We start from the raw sequence: 15,206 nt of genomic DNA on the forward strand, positions 1-15,206 counted from the left end.
CACCCATGGCTGCTGGTTCTTGTCGACGGCGTACCAGCTGAACGTCAGATCACCGGGCAGCCCACCGGCTTTCGCGCTGATCGGGCCCAAGTAGCCGGGTGAGCGTTCGCGAGTCGCTGCTGGACACCTTCCCGGGGCGGCTGTTCCTCGAGGACATGCGGTCCTCCGGCGGCCTCGCCATACCCGCGAGGCTGATCCGAGCCGCGGCCCAGGCCGTCAGCGGTTATCTCTACTTCGATCGCTACCTAGAGGTGGCGAACCTCGACATCAACGACCCGTCGCTGCGCAGCTACGACATCGCCGGCCTCGCGGCCCTCACGGGTTTGGCGACGTTCGGCTCGCCGCAGATCCATCAGGGAGCGATCGGAGAATTGCGCGCACCCCGCATCGGCAATCGGGACCCGTTGAGCGCGTTGCCGGCCGGCGCGTTCTGGACCTCGACGCCGATCACGGAGGACGAGGACTCGTGGACCCTCTGCGGCGAGAACCTGAGACGCGAAATGCCCCGCTGGGAGGTGCATTTCGACGTCGCCCGGGTTCGCGTGGCGCGGATCGACTCGGCCCGCGATTGGGCCGAGCTGATCGACGCGAACACCGTGACGATGGACGGCCGCAAGTATCCGGACTGGCCGGCGATTGCGGAGTCATGGGATGCCGTACACCTGTCAGCGGCGGGACTGCTGCTGGCGCATCCCAAGATATCGACGACCCGGTTCGGGTGCTATGTGGGCGTCGGGGAGTGGTCGACGGTCTCCACGGCGTGGTTGCGCGAGCCGCCGGACGTGGAGATCAGACCGGCGTCGGCCGCCGGATGACTCTGGGGATAGTGACTCACGAATTCGATAGCGCCCGCGCTATCAAATTCTGGACAAGCCGCCTGACCTGGAGAGCCGCCAGGACCTCACAAACGCAGCGTCCAGCGGCCGCTTCGGAAATGCAGCACGGTGCGACTGGCCGGCGCAATATCGATGCGCCAGAACGACTTCGGCGGTGCCTCGAGGCCGTGCAGGATGGCGGCGCGGATCACCGCGGGATGCGTCACCGCCACCGCGGGCGACGCGTCGCCGGTCAGGGACTCCAGCCAACCGGCCACCCGGTCCATCAGTGCGACGATCGACTCGCCGCCGTGCGGCGCCCCAGCCGGGTCGGTCAGCCACGTCTCGAGATCGGCGGGGCCGACGGCCCGCAGGGTCTGCCCGCACCACCCGCCGCAATCGAGGTCGGCCAGCCGCGGCTCGACCGTGGCGTGCAGGCCCAGCAGCTGGGCGGTTTGGCGGGCGCGCCGCTCGGGTCCCGTGAGCTGGCGTGTGGTCCCATCCACCTCAAGGCGCCCAGCCTTTTTGGCCTGCCTGAGGCCGAGGCCGTTGAGGGGCTCGTCCGCGGGGAAGCGCCCGTCGGCCATGGCGTCGGTCAGCGCGTGCGACACCAGGGTCAGGCGGACGACGTCGGTCATGTCGCGGCGCTCGGTTCCCGTCTGCTGCCGGCGCGCTCCCCCAGCAGCCGGCCCGCCAGCGTCGCGAAGACCACGCCGATGGCCGCCCACAACACCAATTGCGCCCCCAGCGAAACCAGCCTGAATTCGTAGAGCACATCGGCCGGAAAGCCGGGATAGATGATCGCGCCCGAAGCGTCGCGCAACGGCGCCGGCGTCTCGTCGACGACGGGAAGCAGCGCCGCCAGCATCGCGATCGCCAGCACATAGGCCAGCGCCGCGACCAGCCCCGCGTTCCACGCGCCCAGCCGGGCGGCGAGCCGCCGGGCCAGCCACACCGCGGCGATCGTCAGCGCCACCGAGGCCGCCACCATCGCCAGATACCAGCCGGTGCGGGCCCCGATCGTGTCCGCCTGACCGACCGCGGGCGGATTCGGGGGGTACTTCAGGAACGGCACGAGGTATACCGCGACGAACGCGCCCGCCGCCAGCAGGGCCGAAAGCGGCCGCGGCCCAATGGTTCTCGCGCGCACGGAGACCACGCAAAACGTCACGGCGAACAGCGCCCCCATCGCGAGGCCGAAAATCAGTACGCCGAAACCCAATCCGGTGTTGGCCTGCACGCCGCGGGTGAACAACTCGGCGCCGTGCTCGTGCACGCCATGAGCGTCCAGGGCGTCGCTTCGCCCGTCTTCAAAGGCGATCGCGCGGGCGATGACCGGCTCGGCGCACACGCGGGCGAACAGGAACGCCAGCACCGCGCCGACGGCCCCCGCCAGGAGACCGCGTGCGATCAGACGCTTCTCCACGCTGCCGCGTCAGTGGCAGGGGAAGCCGAGCAGATGGCGCGCGTCGTGGACGAACTCGTGCACATGGGAGTCGCTGCCGAACAGCGACACCGCGCCCTGATCGACCCCGACGAAGTACAGCGCCAACAGCGCCAGGAAGGCGGTCGCCGCCAACCAGAGCGCGGCACTTGCCGCCGACAGATCGACCGCCCGAGTACGGGCACCGGCTTTCTCGAGATTTGCCACGGGTTCTCCTTTCGGGGATTGCGCGTCCCCGCTGCGGATGACGGGCTACGGGTCTGACTTTCGACAGTGGCGCGACCGTTCTGGAATTTCACCAGATTCCGTGTCCCGTCAGGACAGCTGTCAGTGTAGACCGCGCGTCAATGCTGGGGAGCCGCGGCGCCGTAGCCGAGCTGGCCGGCGGTGTACTTGGCGCCCTCGGTGACCGGGACCGCCTGGACCGCCGTGCCGTAGGCGCAGATCTCGGTCCACACGTCGCCGATCTCGGTGGTGTCGAAGCGCATCGCGACGATCGCGTTGCCGCCGCGGTTGCGCGCCTCGGCGATCAGCCGTCCCATCGCCTCGTTGCGGCTGTCGGAGAGATTCTTGGTCATCCCCTGCAGCTCGCCGCCGAACATCGCCTTGAAGCCGGCGCCCATCTGCGAGAACGCATTTCGCGACCGAACGGTCAGCCCGAACACTTCGCCGCACACGCGCTGGATCTCCCAGCAAGGAAGGTCATTGGTTGTCACGATCAGCACGGCGAGCCCTTCTCTTGAGCAAACAAAAACGGGCGGTAGTCCCGTCAGAGACTAGACCCTAGTGGCGACCCGCTGCGCCCGGCTTCGCCGCGCTCGCGATCGCCACGCCGCCCGTTTTCGGTACTGGCTACTGTGTTTCGGGAGCCGCGTGCGCTCCGGCCTTGGCCAGATCCGGCTCGGCCGGCGGCTTGCGAGTCCCGGTGAACGTGAACACCGCCTCCTCGCCGGCACCTTCGCCGTCCCAGTTGTCCACGTCGACGGTGACGATCTGTCCGGGTCCGACCTCCTCGAAGAGAATCTTCTCCGAGAGCTGGTCCTCGATCTCGCGCTGGATGGTGCGCCGCAACGGACGCGCACCCAGCACCGGGTCGAAGCCACGCTTGGCCAGCAGCGACTTGGCCTTGTCGGTGAGCTCGAGGGCCATGTCCTTGCTCTTGAGCTGGCCCGCGACCCGGCCGATCATGAGGTCGACCATCCGGATGATCTCGTCCTTGGTCAGCTGGTGGAAGACGATGATGTCGTCGATGCGATTGAGGAACTCCGGGCGGAAGTGCTTCTTCAGCTCGTCGTTAACCTTCTGCTTCATCCGCTCGTAGTTGTTCTCACCGCCACCCTGCGTGAAGCCCAGGCCGACCGGCTTCGAGATGTCGGACGTGCCCAGGTTGGACGTGAAGATCAGCACCGTGTTCTTGAAGTCCACCGTGCGGCCCTGACCGTCGGTGAGCCGGCCGTCCTCGAGGACCTGCAACAGGCTGTTGTAGATCTCCTGGTGGGCCTTCTCGATCTCGTCGAACAGCACGACCGAGAACGGCTTGCGCCGCACCTTCTCGGTGAGCTGGCCGCCCTCCTCGTAGCCGACGTATCCCGGCGGGGCGCCGAACAACCGCGACGCGGTGAACCGGTCGTGGAACTCGCCCATGTCGATCTGGATGAGCGCGTCGTCGTCGCCGAACAGGAAGTTGGCCAGCGCCTTGGACAGCTCGGTCTTACCGACACCGGACGGGCCGGCGAAGATGAACGAGCCCGACGGGCGCTTGGGGTCCTTCAGCCCGGCGCGGGTCCGGCGGATCGCCTTGGAGACGGCCTTGACGGCGTCCTCCTGGCCGATGATCCGCTTGTGCAGCTCGTCCTCCATGCGCAGCAGGCGCGTGGTCTCGGCCTCGGTGAGCTTGAACACCGGGATGCCGGTCCAGTTGCCCAGCACCTCGGCGATCTGCTCATCGTCGACCTCGGCGACCACGTCGAGATCGCCCGAGCGCCACTGCTTTTCGCGCTCGGCACGCTGGGCCACCAGTTGCTTTTCGCGATCGCGCAGGCTGGCCGCCTTCTCGAAGTCCTGGGCGTCGATCGCCGATTCCTTCTCGCGACGCGCCTCGGCGATCTTCTCGTCGAACTCGCGCAGGTCTGGCGGCGCGGTCATCCGGCGGATCCGCATCCGCGCGCCCGCCTCGTCGATCAGGTCGATCGCCTTGTCCGGCAGGAACCGGTCGTTGATGTAGCGGTCGGCCAGGGTGGCCGCGGCCACGATCGCGCTGTCGCTGATCGACACCCGGTGGTGCGCCTCGTAGCGGTCGCGCAGGCCCTTGAGGATCTCGATGGTGTGCTCCACCGTCGGCTCCCCCACCTGCACGGGCTGGAAGCGGCGCTCCAGGGCGGCGTCCTTCTCGATGTACTTGCGGTACTCGTCGAGCGTGGTGGCGCCGATCGTCTGCAGCTCGCCGCGGGCCAGCTTGGGCTTGAGGATGCTCGCCGCGTCGATCGCGCCCTCGGCGGCACCGGCGCCCACCAGCGTGTGCAGCTCGTCGATGAACAGGATGATGTCGCCGCGGGTGTTGATCTCCTTGAGCACCTTCTTGAGGCGTTCCTCGAAGTCACCGCGGTAGCGGCTGCCCGCCACCAGCGAACCCAGGTCGAGCGTGTAGAGCTGCTTGTCCTTCAGCGTCTCCGGAACCTGGCCGTGCACGATGGCCTGCGCCAGGCCCTCGACGACGGCGGTCTTGCCGACGCCGGGCTCGCCGATCAGCACCGGGTTGTTCTTGGTGCGCCGGCTCAGCACCTGCATCACCCGCTCGATTTCCTTCTCGCGGCCGATGACCGGGTCCAGCTTGCCTTCCATCGCGGCGGCCGTCAGGTTGCGGCCGAACTGGTCGAGCACCAGCGACGTGGACGGGCTGCCGGACTCGCCGCCGCGGCCGCCGGTTCCGGCTTCCGCAGCTTCCTTGCCCTGGTAGCCGCTCAGCAGCTGGATCACCTGCTGGCGCACCCGCGTCAGCTCGGCGCCCAGCTTGACCAGCACCTGGGCGGCCACGCCCTCACCCTCGCGGATCAGGCCGAGCAGAATGTGCTCGGTGCCGATGTAGTTGTGGCCCAGCTGCAGCGCCTCGCGCAGGCTCAGCTCGAGAACCTTCTTGGCGCGCGGCGTGAACGGGATGTGCCCCGACGGCGCCTGCTGGCCCTGGCCGATGATCTCCTCGACCTGGCTGCGGACGCCCTCGAGCGAGATGCCCAGGGACTCCAGCGACTTCGCCGCGACGCCCTCGCCCTCGTGAATCAAACCCAACAGGATGTGCTCGGTGCCGATGTAGTTGTGGTTGAGCATCCGGGCCTCTTCTTGCGCCAGGACGACGACCCTGCGGGCACGGTCGGTAAATCTTTCGAACATCGGTGCTTACCTGCTCTCCCTCACATCGGTACAGACCTCTTGATGGCCAATTGCCGGCCCCTGGGGGCCGGAACCGCGTACCTGCTCTCCACTGTAATGGTCGGCCCGCCGGGGTTCCTAACGTTGCGGTTGCTGGCCGTCCCGGCCGCATACCCCCGTGGGCGCACAGCCGTAACAGGTAAACGAGGAAAAACACCAAAGCGTTTCCCGCGCGGGCCACGGGCGTTCCGCCGCCAGCGAAATCGAAAACAACCGGCGCCCGGGGCCTTGCGGACCCGGGCGCCGGTAAGCGGTTCGCTTAGGTCGCCGCGTGGAACGCGTCGATGACGTCGGCCGGGATGCGGCCGCGCGTCGACACGTTGTGCCCGTTGCGGCGGGCCCATTCGCGGATCGCGGCGCTTTGCTCGCGGTCGATGGCGCCGCGGCCACGGCCCGAGCCGGAACGCCCGCGCCGGCGACCGCCGACGCGGCGGCCCGCCGCGACCCATTGCTTCAAATCGTTGCGCAGTTTCGCAGCATTCTTGGACGAAAGGTCAATCTCGTAGGTCACCCCGTCAAGCCCGAATTCAACCGTTTCGTCGGCCGCGCCCGCACCGTCGAAATCATCGACCAAGGTGACGGTCACTTTTTTCGCCATTAGCTTACCCTCGCGTTTCGTCCTGAGCAGTTGCTGAGCAGTTTGGATTCACTCCCCAAGTCACCAATCTGCCATAACAACGCAAGATACTCAATCCGGACGCAACGGGTAACTCAGGAGTGCGGCCGAACAATCGGGAACAAAACTGTCTCTCGAATTGACAGACCGGTCAAAGACATCAACAACCGATCGATACCCATTCCGGTTCCGGTGCACGGCGGCATCCCATACTCGAGCGCGGCGAGAAAATCTTCGTCCAGCGCCATCGCCTCGTCGTCGCCGGCGGCCGCGGCGCGCGCCTGCGCGGCGAACCGCTCCCGCTGCACGACGGGATCGTTCAACTCGGAATACCCGGTGGCCAGTTCAACCCCGCGAAGGTAGAGGTCCCACTTCTCGGTCACGCCCGGAATGCTGCGGTGCTGCCGCGTCAAAGGTGTTGTCTCCACTGGGAAATCCTTGACGAAGGTGGGCGCGGTCAGGGAATTGCCCACCGTGTGCTCCCACAGCTCCTCGACGAGTTTGCCGTGCCCGTAGCCGCGGTCGGCGGGGATCTCCACACCAAGCCGATCGGCAATCGCCCACAGCCGCTCGACCGTCGTCTCGGGCGTGATCTCCTCACCGAGCGCCGCCGACAGCGACGGATACATTTGTATAGTCGCCCATTCTCCGTCGATGTCGTAGACGCTGCCGTCCGGGAACGGCAGTTGTCGGGTTCCGATCGCCTCGTCGGCGACCTCTTGAATAAGCTCACGCGTGACGATCGCCGAATCGTCGTAGGTTCCGTACGTTTGGTATGTCTCGAGCATGGAAAATTCCGGAGAATGCGTCGAATCGGATCCTTCGTTTCGGAACACCCGATTTAGCTCGAAGACCTTGTCGAAACCGCCGACGATGCAGCGCTTGAGGAACAGTTCCGGCGCGATCCGCAGGTAGAGATCGATGTCGAGCGCATTGGAATGCGTGATGAACGGCCGGGCCGCGGCGCCGCCGGCCAGCGTCTGCAAGATAGGAGTTTCGACTTCGAGAAAGCCGCGCCGTTCCAGCGCATTGCGGATCGCCTGGATCACGGCGATTCGCTGCCGGGCCACCGTGCGGGCCTGGGGACGGACGATCAGGTCGACGTAGCGCTGCCGCACCCGCGACTCCTCGCTCATCTCCTTGTGCGCGACCGGCAGCGGCCGCAGCGACTTGGCCGCCATCCGCCACGAGTCGGCCAGCACGGACAATTCGCCGCGCCGTGAGCTGATCACGTTGCCGTGCACGTAGACGATGTCACCGAGGTCGACGTCGGCCTTCCATGCATCGAGCGACTCCCGGCCGACCTTGTCGAGGCTGACCATCACCTGCAGGGTGGTGCCGTCGCCGTCCTGGAGTGTCGCAAAGCACAGCTTTCCCGAGTTGCGCGCGAAGATGACCCGGCCCGCGACGCCGACGATGTCGTCGGTGGCGGTGTCGGTCGGCAGGTCCGGGTGGGCGGCGCGGACCTCGGCCAGGGTGTGGGTCCGCTCGATCGCGACGGGGTAGGGGTCGGATCCCTCGGCCAGCAGCCGAGCGCGCTTGTCCCGGCGAATCCGGAACTGCTCGGGAAGGTCGGGGGCGGCGTCACTCACGACGTGCCAGCTTAAAGGACGCTCAAGCGGGCCTCAGAAGGCATCGGAAGGCATTAGCTGGCATTGCGTGTGCATTCAGGGCTTTGCGTGTTGCACCTGGGCGAAAAATTGGGCGCAATTGCTGCGACGTTTCACACCCAACGCCGTGGATTCACACTGACCGCCGCTACGGCGACTCAGCGCGCCGTCTTCAGCCGGCCGCGCTCGGCGTCACGGTTGCGTTCGAAGACCAGCTGCAGGCCCTGCAACGTCAGGTGCTGGTCGTAGTGGTTGACGGTGTGCAGTTCGGGCAGCAGCAGCGGCGCGGTGTGGCCGGTCGCCACGACGGCCACGTCATCGCCGGCGAAGCCGTCCACGTCGTCGCGGATGCGCCGGACCAAACCGTCGACCAGACCGGCGAAGCCGAACACGGCACCGGCCTGCATGCATTCGACGGTGTTCTTGCCGACGACCGATCGAGGCCGGGTCAGCTCGACGCGGCGCAGCGCCGCGGAGCGGGCGGCGGCGGCATCGGACGAAACCTGCACACCCGGGGCGATGGCGCCGCCCAGAAACTCGCCCTTGGCCGACACCACGTCCACACAGATCGACGACCCGAAATCGACGACGATGGCCGCCTTGCGGTACTTGTGAAATGCCGCCAGGCAGTTGACGATCCGGTCCGCGCCCACCTCTTTCGGATTGTCGACCAGCAGCGGGATCCCGGTGCGCACGCCCGGCTCGATGAGCACGCTGGGCACCGACGGCCAGTACTGGTCGAGCATGACCCGCACCTCGTGCAGCACCGACGGTACGGTCGACAGCGCGGCGGCGCCGGTGAGGCGCTCGGAATCGTCACCGATCAGTCCGTCGATGGTCAGCGCGAGCTCGTCCGCGGTGACCTCGGACTCGGTGCGAATGCGCCACTGCTGCACGACCTTTGCGTGCTCTTTGGATCCCGACAGCAGTCCGACGACGGTGTGCGTGTTGCGGACGTCGATGGCCAGCAGCACGGCTAACCCGCGACTATCCGGGGGTCGAGCAGCTCCGCCGCATCAGCGGGCACGAAGGCCGGGTCGTCGCCGAGGTCGATCGGCTTGTTGTCGGCGTCGACGAACACGATCCGCGGCCGGTAGGCGCGCGCCTCCGCGTCTTCCATCGTCCCATAGGCGATCAGGATCACCAGGTCGCCCGGGTGCACCAGATGCGCTGCGGCGCCGTTGATTCCGATCACGCCGCTGCCCCGCTCGCCGGTGATCGCGTAGGTGACCAGGCGGGCGCCGTTGTCGATGTCCACGATGGTCACCTGCTCGCCCTCCAGCAGGTCCGCGGCGTCCATCAGGTCGGCGTCGATGGTCACCGAGCCGACGTAGTGCAGGTCGGCCTGCGTCACCGTGGCGCGATGGATCTTCGACTTCAGCATGGTCCGTAACATCAATTCCTCCAATGTGATTCGAGGGTGTCAAGGTAAGCGTCCGGCCCCGAGGGTGCCGGCGGTGTTGCTCCTATTTCGATGGCGATGTTGTCCAGCAGTCGGGTGGTGCCCAGGCGGGCCGCGATCAGCAGCCGGCCGGGCGCGCCGGGCCGCAGCGGGCCCAGGTTCGCGTCGCGCAATTCCAGGTAGTCGACGCTGATCGCCGGCACGGCGTCCAGCACGGCGTTAGCCGCATCCAGCGCGGCCTGCGCGCCCGCGGGCGCGGCGTGCGCCGCCGCCGTCAGCGCCGCCGAAAGGGTGCCGGCCAGCTCACGTTGCGCCGGGTCCAGGTAGCGGTTGCGCGACGACATCGCCAGGCCGTCGTATTCGCGCACGGTGGGCACGCCGACCACCGCCACGTCGATGTTGAGGTCGGTCACCATCTGGCGGATCAGGACCAGCTGCTGGTAATCCTTCTCGCCGAAGAAAATCCGGTCCGGGTGCACGATCTGCAGCAGCTTGCACACCACGGTCAGCACGCCGGCGAAATGGGTCGGCCGCGCGCCGCCCTCGAGTTCGGCGGCCAGCGGGCCGGGGTGCACGGTGGTGCGCAGGCCGTCGGGGTACATCGCCGCCGCGGTGGGCGCGAACACGATCTCGACGTCCTCGCCGCGCAGCAACGCGACGTCCGCGTCGAGGGTCCGGGGGTAGGCGTCCAGGTCTTCCCCGGCCCCGAACTGCAGCGGGTTGACGAAGATCGAGACCACGACCACCGAGCCGGGGACCCGCTTGGCGGCCCGCACCAGGGCGAGGTGCCCGTCGTGCAGGGCGCCCATGGTGGGGACCAGCATCACGCGCCGGCCGGTGTGGCGCAGTGCTCGGCTGACGTCGGCGACGTCGCGCGGCGCCGAGTAGACGTTGAGTTCGCCGGGCTTGAAGGTCGGCGTCATCGCGCCAGCACCTCGAGGACGTCGGCGGGAGCATGCGCGCGCTGGGCGGTCCGCAACCCATTGACCCGGTACGCCTGGGCCAGTTCGGGGTCGACGTCGGCCAGCGCGGCCAGGTGCTCGGCGACGGCGGCGGCGTCACCGCGGGCGACCGGCCCGGTGAGGGCGCCCTGCCCGCGCCGCAGGGTGTTCTCCAGCGCCGCCCGGGCCAGCGGCCCGACGATGCGCTCGGCGAGGCCGCCCGGCTGGTCGTCGACGCTCTGTTGGCCCAGCAGTTCGCTGCCGCGCAGCGCGGCCCGCAACGCCTCGATCGCGTCGGCGAGCACCGTCACGATGTGGTTGCCCGCGTGCGCCAGCGCGGCGTGATAGAGCACTCGGGCTTGCTCGGGGACGCAGAACGGCTCCCCGCCCATCTCGAGCACCAGCGACTGCGCGATGGCATACCCGACCTCGTCGGCCGCGGTGATCCCGAAGCAGGTGTCGGGCAGCCGGCTGATGTCCTCGTCGGAGCCGGTGAACGTCATCGCGGGGTGAATGGCCAACGGGATGCAGCCGTCGTGGCTCAGCGGCGCCAGGATCCCGACCCCGTTGGCTCCGGAGGTGTGCGCGACGATCGTGCCGGGGCGCACGGCCGCGGTCGCCGCCAGCCCGGACACCAGGCCGGCGAGTTCGCTGTCGGGAACCGCCAACAGCAGCAGCTCGGCGTCGGCGGCCACGTCCGGCGGCGATGCCACCGGCGTATCGGGCAACCGGTGTTGCGCGCGCTGGCGCGATGCGTGCGAGACCGCGCTGCACGCCACGACGACGTGGTCGGCGCGCTCCAGCGCGACACCGAGCGCGGAGCCCACGCGCCCGGCGGAGATGATTCCCACCTTGAGCCGGGCCGGGCGCAGTCCGTCGAACTGCTCCATCGCAGACGACCTCATAGCTTTCTTGGTTCGTTCCAGTCCCATGCGCGGGTACCGGACGGTCACTAAGACTTTAGTCGATTCTCAGTGCAGGCCCAATGTGAGGAAGCTCCCAGCTCAGCCGTCGCGGCGACGACGGCGACCACCGCCGGAGGGCTCGACCTGCAGCCGCGCCAGCAGTTCGGCCACGGACTGGCCACCGCTGGGCGGGCTGTCGTCCGCACCGTCGGAGCCCCGCGCCAGGGGGTCGGTGCCGCGATGCCGGGGCGCGGCCTCGGCGTGGGGCGGGGGGGCCATCTGCGGTGGTGGCGGCGGCGCGGCGGGCGGCGGCGGACCCGGTTGCGGTGGGGGCGGCGGCGCGGGCTCGTTCGTCGCCGTGGGGGTACCACCCGCTTGCGGGGGAAAGTTGCGCACGCCGTAGTCGCGATACTCCGCCGAGTGGCGCGACCGCGCCCGCCGGCCGGTCTCGCCGTAGGGCGGTGCCTGCGGATGCTCGAAGGGCGAGCCATCCAGGGTTTCCTCGGCGCCGTAATGACGGGCGCGCCGCCCGCCCGGCGACTCGGCACCCGCGGCGGGGGGCTGCCACTCCTGCATCTGCGGCTGCGGCGGTGGCGCGCAGCGTAGTGGTGGCCAAGGCGTCCGCCTGGGTGGGCGCACTGGTGCTGGGCTGGTGGGCCGGGGTGCTGGTGTACTTCCTGCCGCGGCGGTCGTGGCTGCGGGCGGCTGAGCACGACACCCCCGGCACGGTGGTGGCCGCCGTCAGCGCGCTGGCGTTGGTCGTCGCCGCGCTGTGGCTGCAGCATTGCTGCAAGTCCCCGCAGGATCCGACCGAGCACGGCGAGGGCGCGGAAACCTGACGCTCCCGGCGGGCCGGCGATAGACAGGGTTGGGAATCGCCGGTGCCGCGCGACACGCGGAGTGACCTCGCGCAGGTACTCTCAGGCCATGACCGTTCTGTCCCGCGGCGCCCGGGTTCGGCGCGGCGGCCGCAGGCCGGGGTGGGTGCTCTTGACGGCGTTGCTGGTCCTCGCGATGGGAGCCAGTTCCGCACTGGTTTTCACCAATCGGGTGGAACTCCTCAAGCTCGCTGTAATCCTGGCGCTGTGGGCCGCAGTCGCCGGCGCATTCGTTTCGGTGCTCTACCGCCGCCAAAGCGATGCGGACCAGTCCCGCGTCCGGGACCTGAAGCTGGTCTACGACCTGCAACTGGACCGGGAAATCTCGGCCCGCCGCGAATACGAGCTGACCGTGGAGTCGCAGCTGCGCCGCGAACTGGCATCCGAGCTGCGCGCCCAGGCCGAGGACGACCTGGCGGCGCTGCGCGCCGAACTGAGCGCCCTGCGGACCAGCCTCGAGATCCTGTTCGACACCGACCTACAGCAGCGCCCCGCGATCGAGACCCACGAGACCGAGGCGCCCCGCGGCCGGGCGTACAGCGAGTGGGAACGCAACGGCGAAAGCAACCCGGATTGGGTGCCCAGCGATCGCGTCGCGTCGGCCGCCCGGGACAACCCGCCCGACCACCTGGACGAAGCCGCGATCATCGACGTGCCCGAGGAGCCGCTGCTACCGCCCCGGCAGGCGCCACCCCCGCGTGAGCCGTTCCAGTACGACGTCCGCCAAGACGCGCGGTACGTCGTCTCCCAGGAGCCGCCCTACATGACGCCGCCGCCGGCGCCGGAGCAGCCGCGATACGAGCAACGCCAGCCGCCGCCCGCTCGAATTCCTGCGCCCGGCTCAGCCAGGCCTGCCCGTCGCACGCGGGGTCGTCGGCGACGAGCACCGCGTTGAGAAACGGGGCCTGATCCACCCGGCCCCAGGGATCCGTCTCGTAGATGGGAGACACCGCGACGACGGCGGCCCCCCCTTTCTGGAGCCCGTCGACGACCGACTGCAGCCGGGCCAACCGGTCGCCCAGGTTGGACCCGATGGACAGCACGACGCGACTCACACTGGCCCGCCGGCCGGGATCACCGAACCGCGACCGCCGCGCCGCGACCGCCGCACCACGACGGCCACGTCGGCGAACTGTTGCGGGAGGGGGGCCTGCGGCTTGTGCACGACCACCTCGACGGCGTGCACGCGCCCGTCGTCCATCACCCGGTCGGCGATCTCGGCGCCGACCGTTTCGATCAGCTTGCGCGCGGGACCGCCGACGATGTCGGCGGCCAGTTGCGCCAGCGCGCCGTAGTCGTATGTGTCGGACAGGTCGTCGCTCGCGGCGGCGTCGGCCAGGTCGATCCACACGGTGATGTCGACGACGAAATCCTGGCCGGTGGCGCGCTCGTGTTCGAAGACGCCGTGCCGGCCGCGAACGGCCAAGCCGCGCAACTCGATTCGATCAGCCATTCTGAGTCCAGGCCTCGACGACCTTGAGGGCATCGACGGAGGCGCGCACGTCGTGCACCCGCACGCCCCAGGCCCCGTGCAGGGCCGCCAGCGCGGAGATCACCGCGGTCGCCGTCTCGCGCCCGTCGGGCGGGCGCGGCGACCCGTCGGGTCCGGCCAGCAACGTGCCGAGAAACCGCTTGCGGGAGGCGCCCAACAGCACCGGAATCCCGGTGGCCACCAGCTGCGGCAGCGCGTGCAACAGCGCCCAATTGTGTTGTCCCGTCTTGGCGAATCCCAGGCCGGGGTCGATCACCAGTTTGTCGGGATCGACGCCGGCGGCCACCGCGTCGTCGACGTTGGCGAGCAGCTCACCGCGCACCTCGGCCACCACGTCACGGTAGTGCGGGGCCTCGTGCGGGCGCTCGGGCGATACCGGCCGCCAGTGCATCAACACCCACGGCACGCCGGCCTCGGCGAGCAGCGGGGCCATCGCGGGGTCGGCGCGACCACCCGACACGTCGTTGACGATCCGGGCGCCGCTCTGCAGCGCGGCCCGCGCGACGTCGGCGTGCATGGTGTCGATGCTGACGGTAATGCCTTGCGCGGCAAGTTCTTTGACGACGGGCACCACCCGCGACGCCTCGACCCGCGGGTCGATACGAACGGCGCCGGGGCGGGTCGATTCGCCTCCGACGTCGACGATGCCCGCGCCCTCGGCGACCATCGCCAGGCCATGGGCGACGGCGTCGTCGGCATCGAGGTAGCGCCCGCCGTCCGAGAACGAATCGTCGGTGACGTTGAGGACTCCCATCACCTGCACGGGCATAGGCCTCAAAGGGCTCACTTGCGCAGGATGAGATCGAGCGCTTCGGCCCGGGAGGCGGGACTGGTCTTGAAGATGCCGCGGACCGCCGAGGTCGTGGTGACGGCGCCGGGCTTGCGGACGCCGCGCATCGCCATGCACAGGTGCTCCGCCTCGACAACGACGATCGCCCCGCGCGGATCGAGCTTGTTCACCAGGGCGTCGGCGATCTGGCTGGTGAGCCGCTCCTGAACCTGGGGCCGCTTGGCGTACAGGTCCACCAGCCGGGCGATCTTGGACAGGCCGGTCACCCTGCCGTCCCTGCCGGGGATGTAGCCGACGTGGGCCACCCCGTGAAACGAAACCAGGTGATGCTCGCACGTCGAGTACAGCGGGATCTCCTTGACGATCACCATCTCGTCGTGGTCCTCGTCGAACATGGTGTTCAGGACGCTGTCGGGGTCCGTATAGAGCCCGGCGAACATCTCCCGATATGCGCGCGCGACGCGGGCAGGGGTGTCCTGCAAGCCATTTCGATCGGGGTCTTCCCCGATGGCATACAGCAGCTCGCGGACAGCGGCCTCGGCGCGTTGCTGGTCGAATGCCCGGATGCGCGGAGTCGCCTGGCGGGTATCCGGCCCTAAATCGGGCTCCAAATCCGGCAGAGCCATCGAATCCTCCGTTTCGTCAGCCGTGCGCCGGGGGGTTGGACCGGCTCACGTCGTCATCCTCTTTCTCCGGAGACTTTCCGGCATCCGGATGGGATTGACCGGGCGGCGGATAGGGCGGGTACGGCGGATGGGCCGGCGGGCCGGGCTGGCCCGGATAGCTCGGAACTGGCTGCGGCCAATACGGCTGCTGTGGGGGCTGCGCGGGCGGATACCAGTAGTTGGGCTGGTGTTGCTGCTGTTGGGGCGGCGGCCAGCCCGGCG

At 68.9% G+C, this 15,206-nt stretch carries 16 protein-coding genes and 5 pseudogenes; 3 read left to right on the top strand and 18 right to left on the bottom strand.

Going from position 1 to position 15,206, the window contains the following annotated elements; translation table 11 throughout:
• Positions 1 to 81: pseudogene (locus A5712_RS31585) on the bottom strand (hypothetical protein); the annotation flags it as partial.
• Between the two features lie 17 nt (positions 82 to 98).
• On the opposite strand from A5712_RS31585, the gene A5712_RS00315 reads away from it, so the two are divergent.
• Positions 99 to 815 carry a hypothetical protein gene (locus A5712_RS00315; RefSeq protein WP_068100031.1) on the top strand — a complete coding sequence of 239 codons (717 nt, stop codon included), beginning with the start codon at positions 99 to 101 and terminating at the stop codon, positions 813 to 815.
• Between the two features lie 86 nt (positions 816 to 901).
• Here the strand turns inward: A5712_RS00315 and A5712_RS00320 are convergent, their stop codons facing one another.
• The 12 genes from A5712_RS00320 to A5712_RS30590 all read right to left on the bottom strand — a co-directional run bounded on the left by A5712_RS00320 (position 902) and on the right by A5712_RS30590 (position 11,735).
• Positions 902 to 1,453, bottom strand: a complete 552-nt coding sequence (locus tag A5712_RS00320) for a histidine phosphatase family protein (RefSeq protein WP_068100033.1) — start codon at positions 1,451 to 1,453, stop codon at positions 902 to 904.
• Complete coding sequence (locus tag A5712_RS00325) at positions 1,450 to 2,241, bottom strand: CbtA family protein (RefSeq protein ID WP_068100035.1); 792 nt, start codon at positions 2,239 to 2,241, stop codon at positions 1,450 to 1,452. The genes A5712_RS00320 and A5712_RS00325 overlap by 4 nt, the downstream gene beginning before the upstream one ends.
• A 9-nt stretch (positions 2,242 to 2,250) precedes the next feature.
• Positions 2,251 to 2,466 (bottom strand): CbtB-domain containing protein, encoded by a 216-nt coding sequence (locus tag A5712_RS00330; RefSeq protein ID WP_068100037.1) that lies wholly within the window; start codon positions 2,464 to 2,466, stop codon positions 2,251 to 2,253.
• A gap of 137 nt (positions 2,467 to 2,603) precedes the next feature.
• Entirely contained in the window at positions 2,604 to 2,984 is a 381-nt protein-coding gene (locus A5712_RS00335) for a YbjQ family protein (protein ID WP_068100039.1), read from the bottom strand.
• A gap of 127 nt (positions 2,985 to 3,111) precedes the next feature.
• Positions 3,112 to 5,646, bottom strand: a complete 2,535-nt coding sequence (clpC1, locus tag A5712_RS00340) for an ATP-dependent protease ATP-binding subunit ClpC (protein WP_068100041.1) — start codon at positions 5,644 to 5,646, stop codon at positions 3,112 to 3,114.
• Positions 5,647 to 5,944: 298 nt separating this feature from the next.
• Entirely contained in the window at positions 5,945 to 6,283 is a 339-nt protein-coding gene (gene lsr2, locus A5712_RS00345) for a histone-like nucleoid-structuring protein Lsr2 (RefSeq protein ID WP_036363110.1), read from the bottom strand.
• 113 nt (positions 6,284 to 6,396) lie between these two features.
• Entirely contained in the window at positions 6,397 to 7,893 is a 1,497-nt protein-coding gene (lysS, locus tag A5712_RS00350) for a lysine--tRNA ligase (RefSeq protein ID WP_068100042.1), read from the bottom strand.
• 176 nt (positions 7,894 to 8,069) lie between these two features.
• The gene (locus A5712_RS00355) at positions 8,070 to 8,885 is read right to left on the bottom strand and encodes a type III pantothenate kinase (protein ID WP_068100044.1); all 816 of its coding nucleotides are present in this window, start codon (positions 8,883 to 8,885) and stop codon (positions 8,070 to 8,072) included.
• A 2-nt stretch (positions 8,886 to 8,887) separates the two neighbouring features.
• Complete coding sequence (panD, locus tag A5712_RS00360) at positions 8,888 to 9,307, bottom strand: aspartate 1-decarboxylase (RefSeq protein ID WP_068100046.1); 420 nt, start codon at positions 9,305 to 9,307, stop codon at positions 8,888 to 8,890.
• Positions 9,307 to 10,236, bottom strand: a complete 930-nt coding sequence (gene panC, locus A5712_RS00365) for a pantoate--beta-alanine ligase (RefSeq protein ID WP_068100048.1) — start codon at positions 10,234 to 10,236, stop codon at positions 9,307 to 9,309. The genes panD and panC overlap by 1 nt, the downstream gene beginning before the upstream one ends.
• A complete protein-coding gene (locus A5712_RS00370) occupies positions 10,233 to 11,144 on the bottom strand; it encodes a Rossmann-like and DUF2520 domain-containing protein (protein ID WP_068100050.1) in 912 nt (303 codons plus the stop codon). The genes panC and A5712_RS00370 overlap by 4 nt, the downstream gene beginning before the upstream one ends.
• A gap of 114 nt (positions 11,145 to 11,258) precedes the next feature.
• Positions 11,259 to 11,735: a hypothetical protein gene (locus A5712_RS30590; protein ID WP_156766333.1), complete on the bottom strand. Its 477-nt coding sequence runs from the start codon at positions 11,733 to 11,735 to the stop codon at positions 11,259 to 11,261.
• A 14-nt stretch (positions 11,736 to 11,749) separates the two neighbouring features.
• Here A5712_RS30590 and A5712_RS00380 point away from each other — a divergent pair.
• Positions 11,750 to 11,998, top strand: a pseudogene (locus tag A5712_RS00380) (DUF3180 domain-containing protein); the annotation flags it as partial.
• Between the two features lie 88 nt (positions 11,999 to 12,086).
• A pseudogene (locus tag A5712_RS00385) lies at positions 12,087 to 12,923 on the top strand (DUF6779 domain-containing protein); the annotation flags it as partial.
• On the opposite strand, the pseudogene folK reads toward A5712_RS00385, so the two are convergent.
• The 5 genes and pseudogenes from folK to A5712_RS29880 form a co-directional block, all read right to left on the bottom strand.
• A pseudogene (gene folK, locus A5712_RS29875) lies at positions 12,841 to 13,092 on the bottom strand (2-amino-4-hydroxy-6-hydroxymethyldihydropteridine diphosphokinase); the annotation flags it as partial. The pseudogenes A5712_RS00385 and folK sit on opposite strands and share 83 nt — an antisense overlap.
• Entirely contained in the window at positions 13,089 to 13,490 is a 402-nt protein-coding gene (gene folB, locus A5712_RS00390; protein ID WP_068100054.1) for a dihydroneopterin aldolase, read from the bottom strand. The gene folB and the pseudogene folK, both read right to left, overlap by 4 nt.
• Positions 13,483 to 14,307, bottom strand: coding sequence for a dihydropteroate synthase (gene folP, locus A5712_RS00395; protein WP_156766334.1), 825 nt, complete (start codon positions 14,305 to 14,307; stop codon positions 13,483 to 13,485). The genes folB and folP overlap by 8 nt, the downstream gene beginning before the upstream one ends.
• Positions 14,308 to 14,312: 5 nt before the next feature.
• On the bottom strand, positions 14,313 to 14,945 hold the full coding sequence (gene folE, locus A5712_RS00400; protein ID WP_068100056.1) for a GTP cyclohydrolase I FolE: 633 nt from the start codon (positions 14,943 to 14,945) through the stop codon (positions 14,313 to 14,315).
• A gap of 16 nt (positions 14,946 to 14,961) precedes the next feature.
• Positions 14,962 to 15,206: pseudogene (locus tag A5712_RS29880) on the bottom strand (hypothetical protein); the annotation flags it as partial.

Origin of the sequence: Mycobacterium sp. E2327 (assembly GCF_001672675.1) — a bacterium.
Classification (GTDB): domain Bacteria; phylum Actinomycetota; class Actinomycetes; order Mycobacteriales; family Mycobacteriaceae; genus Mycobacterium.

Coding starts and splice junctions, on each gene's coding strand:
- A5712_RS00320 (WP_068100033.1), bottom strand. CDS start 1,453: ATGACCGACGTCGTCCGCCTGACCCTGGTGTCGCACGCGCTGACCGAC.
- clpC1 (WP_068100041.1), bottom strand. CDS start 5,646: ATGTTCGAAAGATTTACCGACCGTGCCCGCAGGGTCGTCGTCCTGGCG.
- lsr2 (WP_036363110.1), bottom strand. CDS start 6,283: ATGGCGAAAAAAGTGACCGTCACCTTGGTCGATGATTTCGACGGTGCG.
- panD (WP_068100046.1), bottom strand. CDS start 9,307: ATGTTACGGACCATGCTGAAGTCGAAGATCCATCGCGCCACGGTGACG.
- panC (WP_068100048.1), bottom strand. CDS start 10,236: ATGACGCCGACCTTCAAGCCCGGCGAACTCAACGTCTACTCGGCGCCG.
- A5712_RS00370 (WP_068100050.1), bottom strand. CDS start 11,144: ATGGAGCAGTTCGACGGACTGCGCCCGGCCCGGCTCAAGGTGGGAATC.
- A5712_RS30590 (WP_156766333.1), bottom strand. CDS start 11,735: ATGCAGGAGTGGCAGCCCCCCGCCGCGGGTGCCGAGTCGCCGGGCGGG.
- folB (WP_068100054.1), bottom strand. CDS start 13,490: ATGGCTGATCGAATCGAGTTGCGCGGCTTGGCCGTTCGCGGCCGGCAC.
- folE (WP_068100056.1), bottom strand. CDS start 14,945: ATGGCTCTGCCGGATTTGGAGCCCGATTTAGGGCCGGATACCCGCCAG.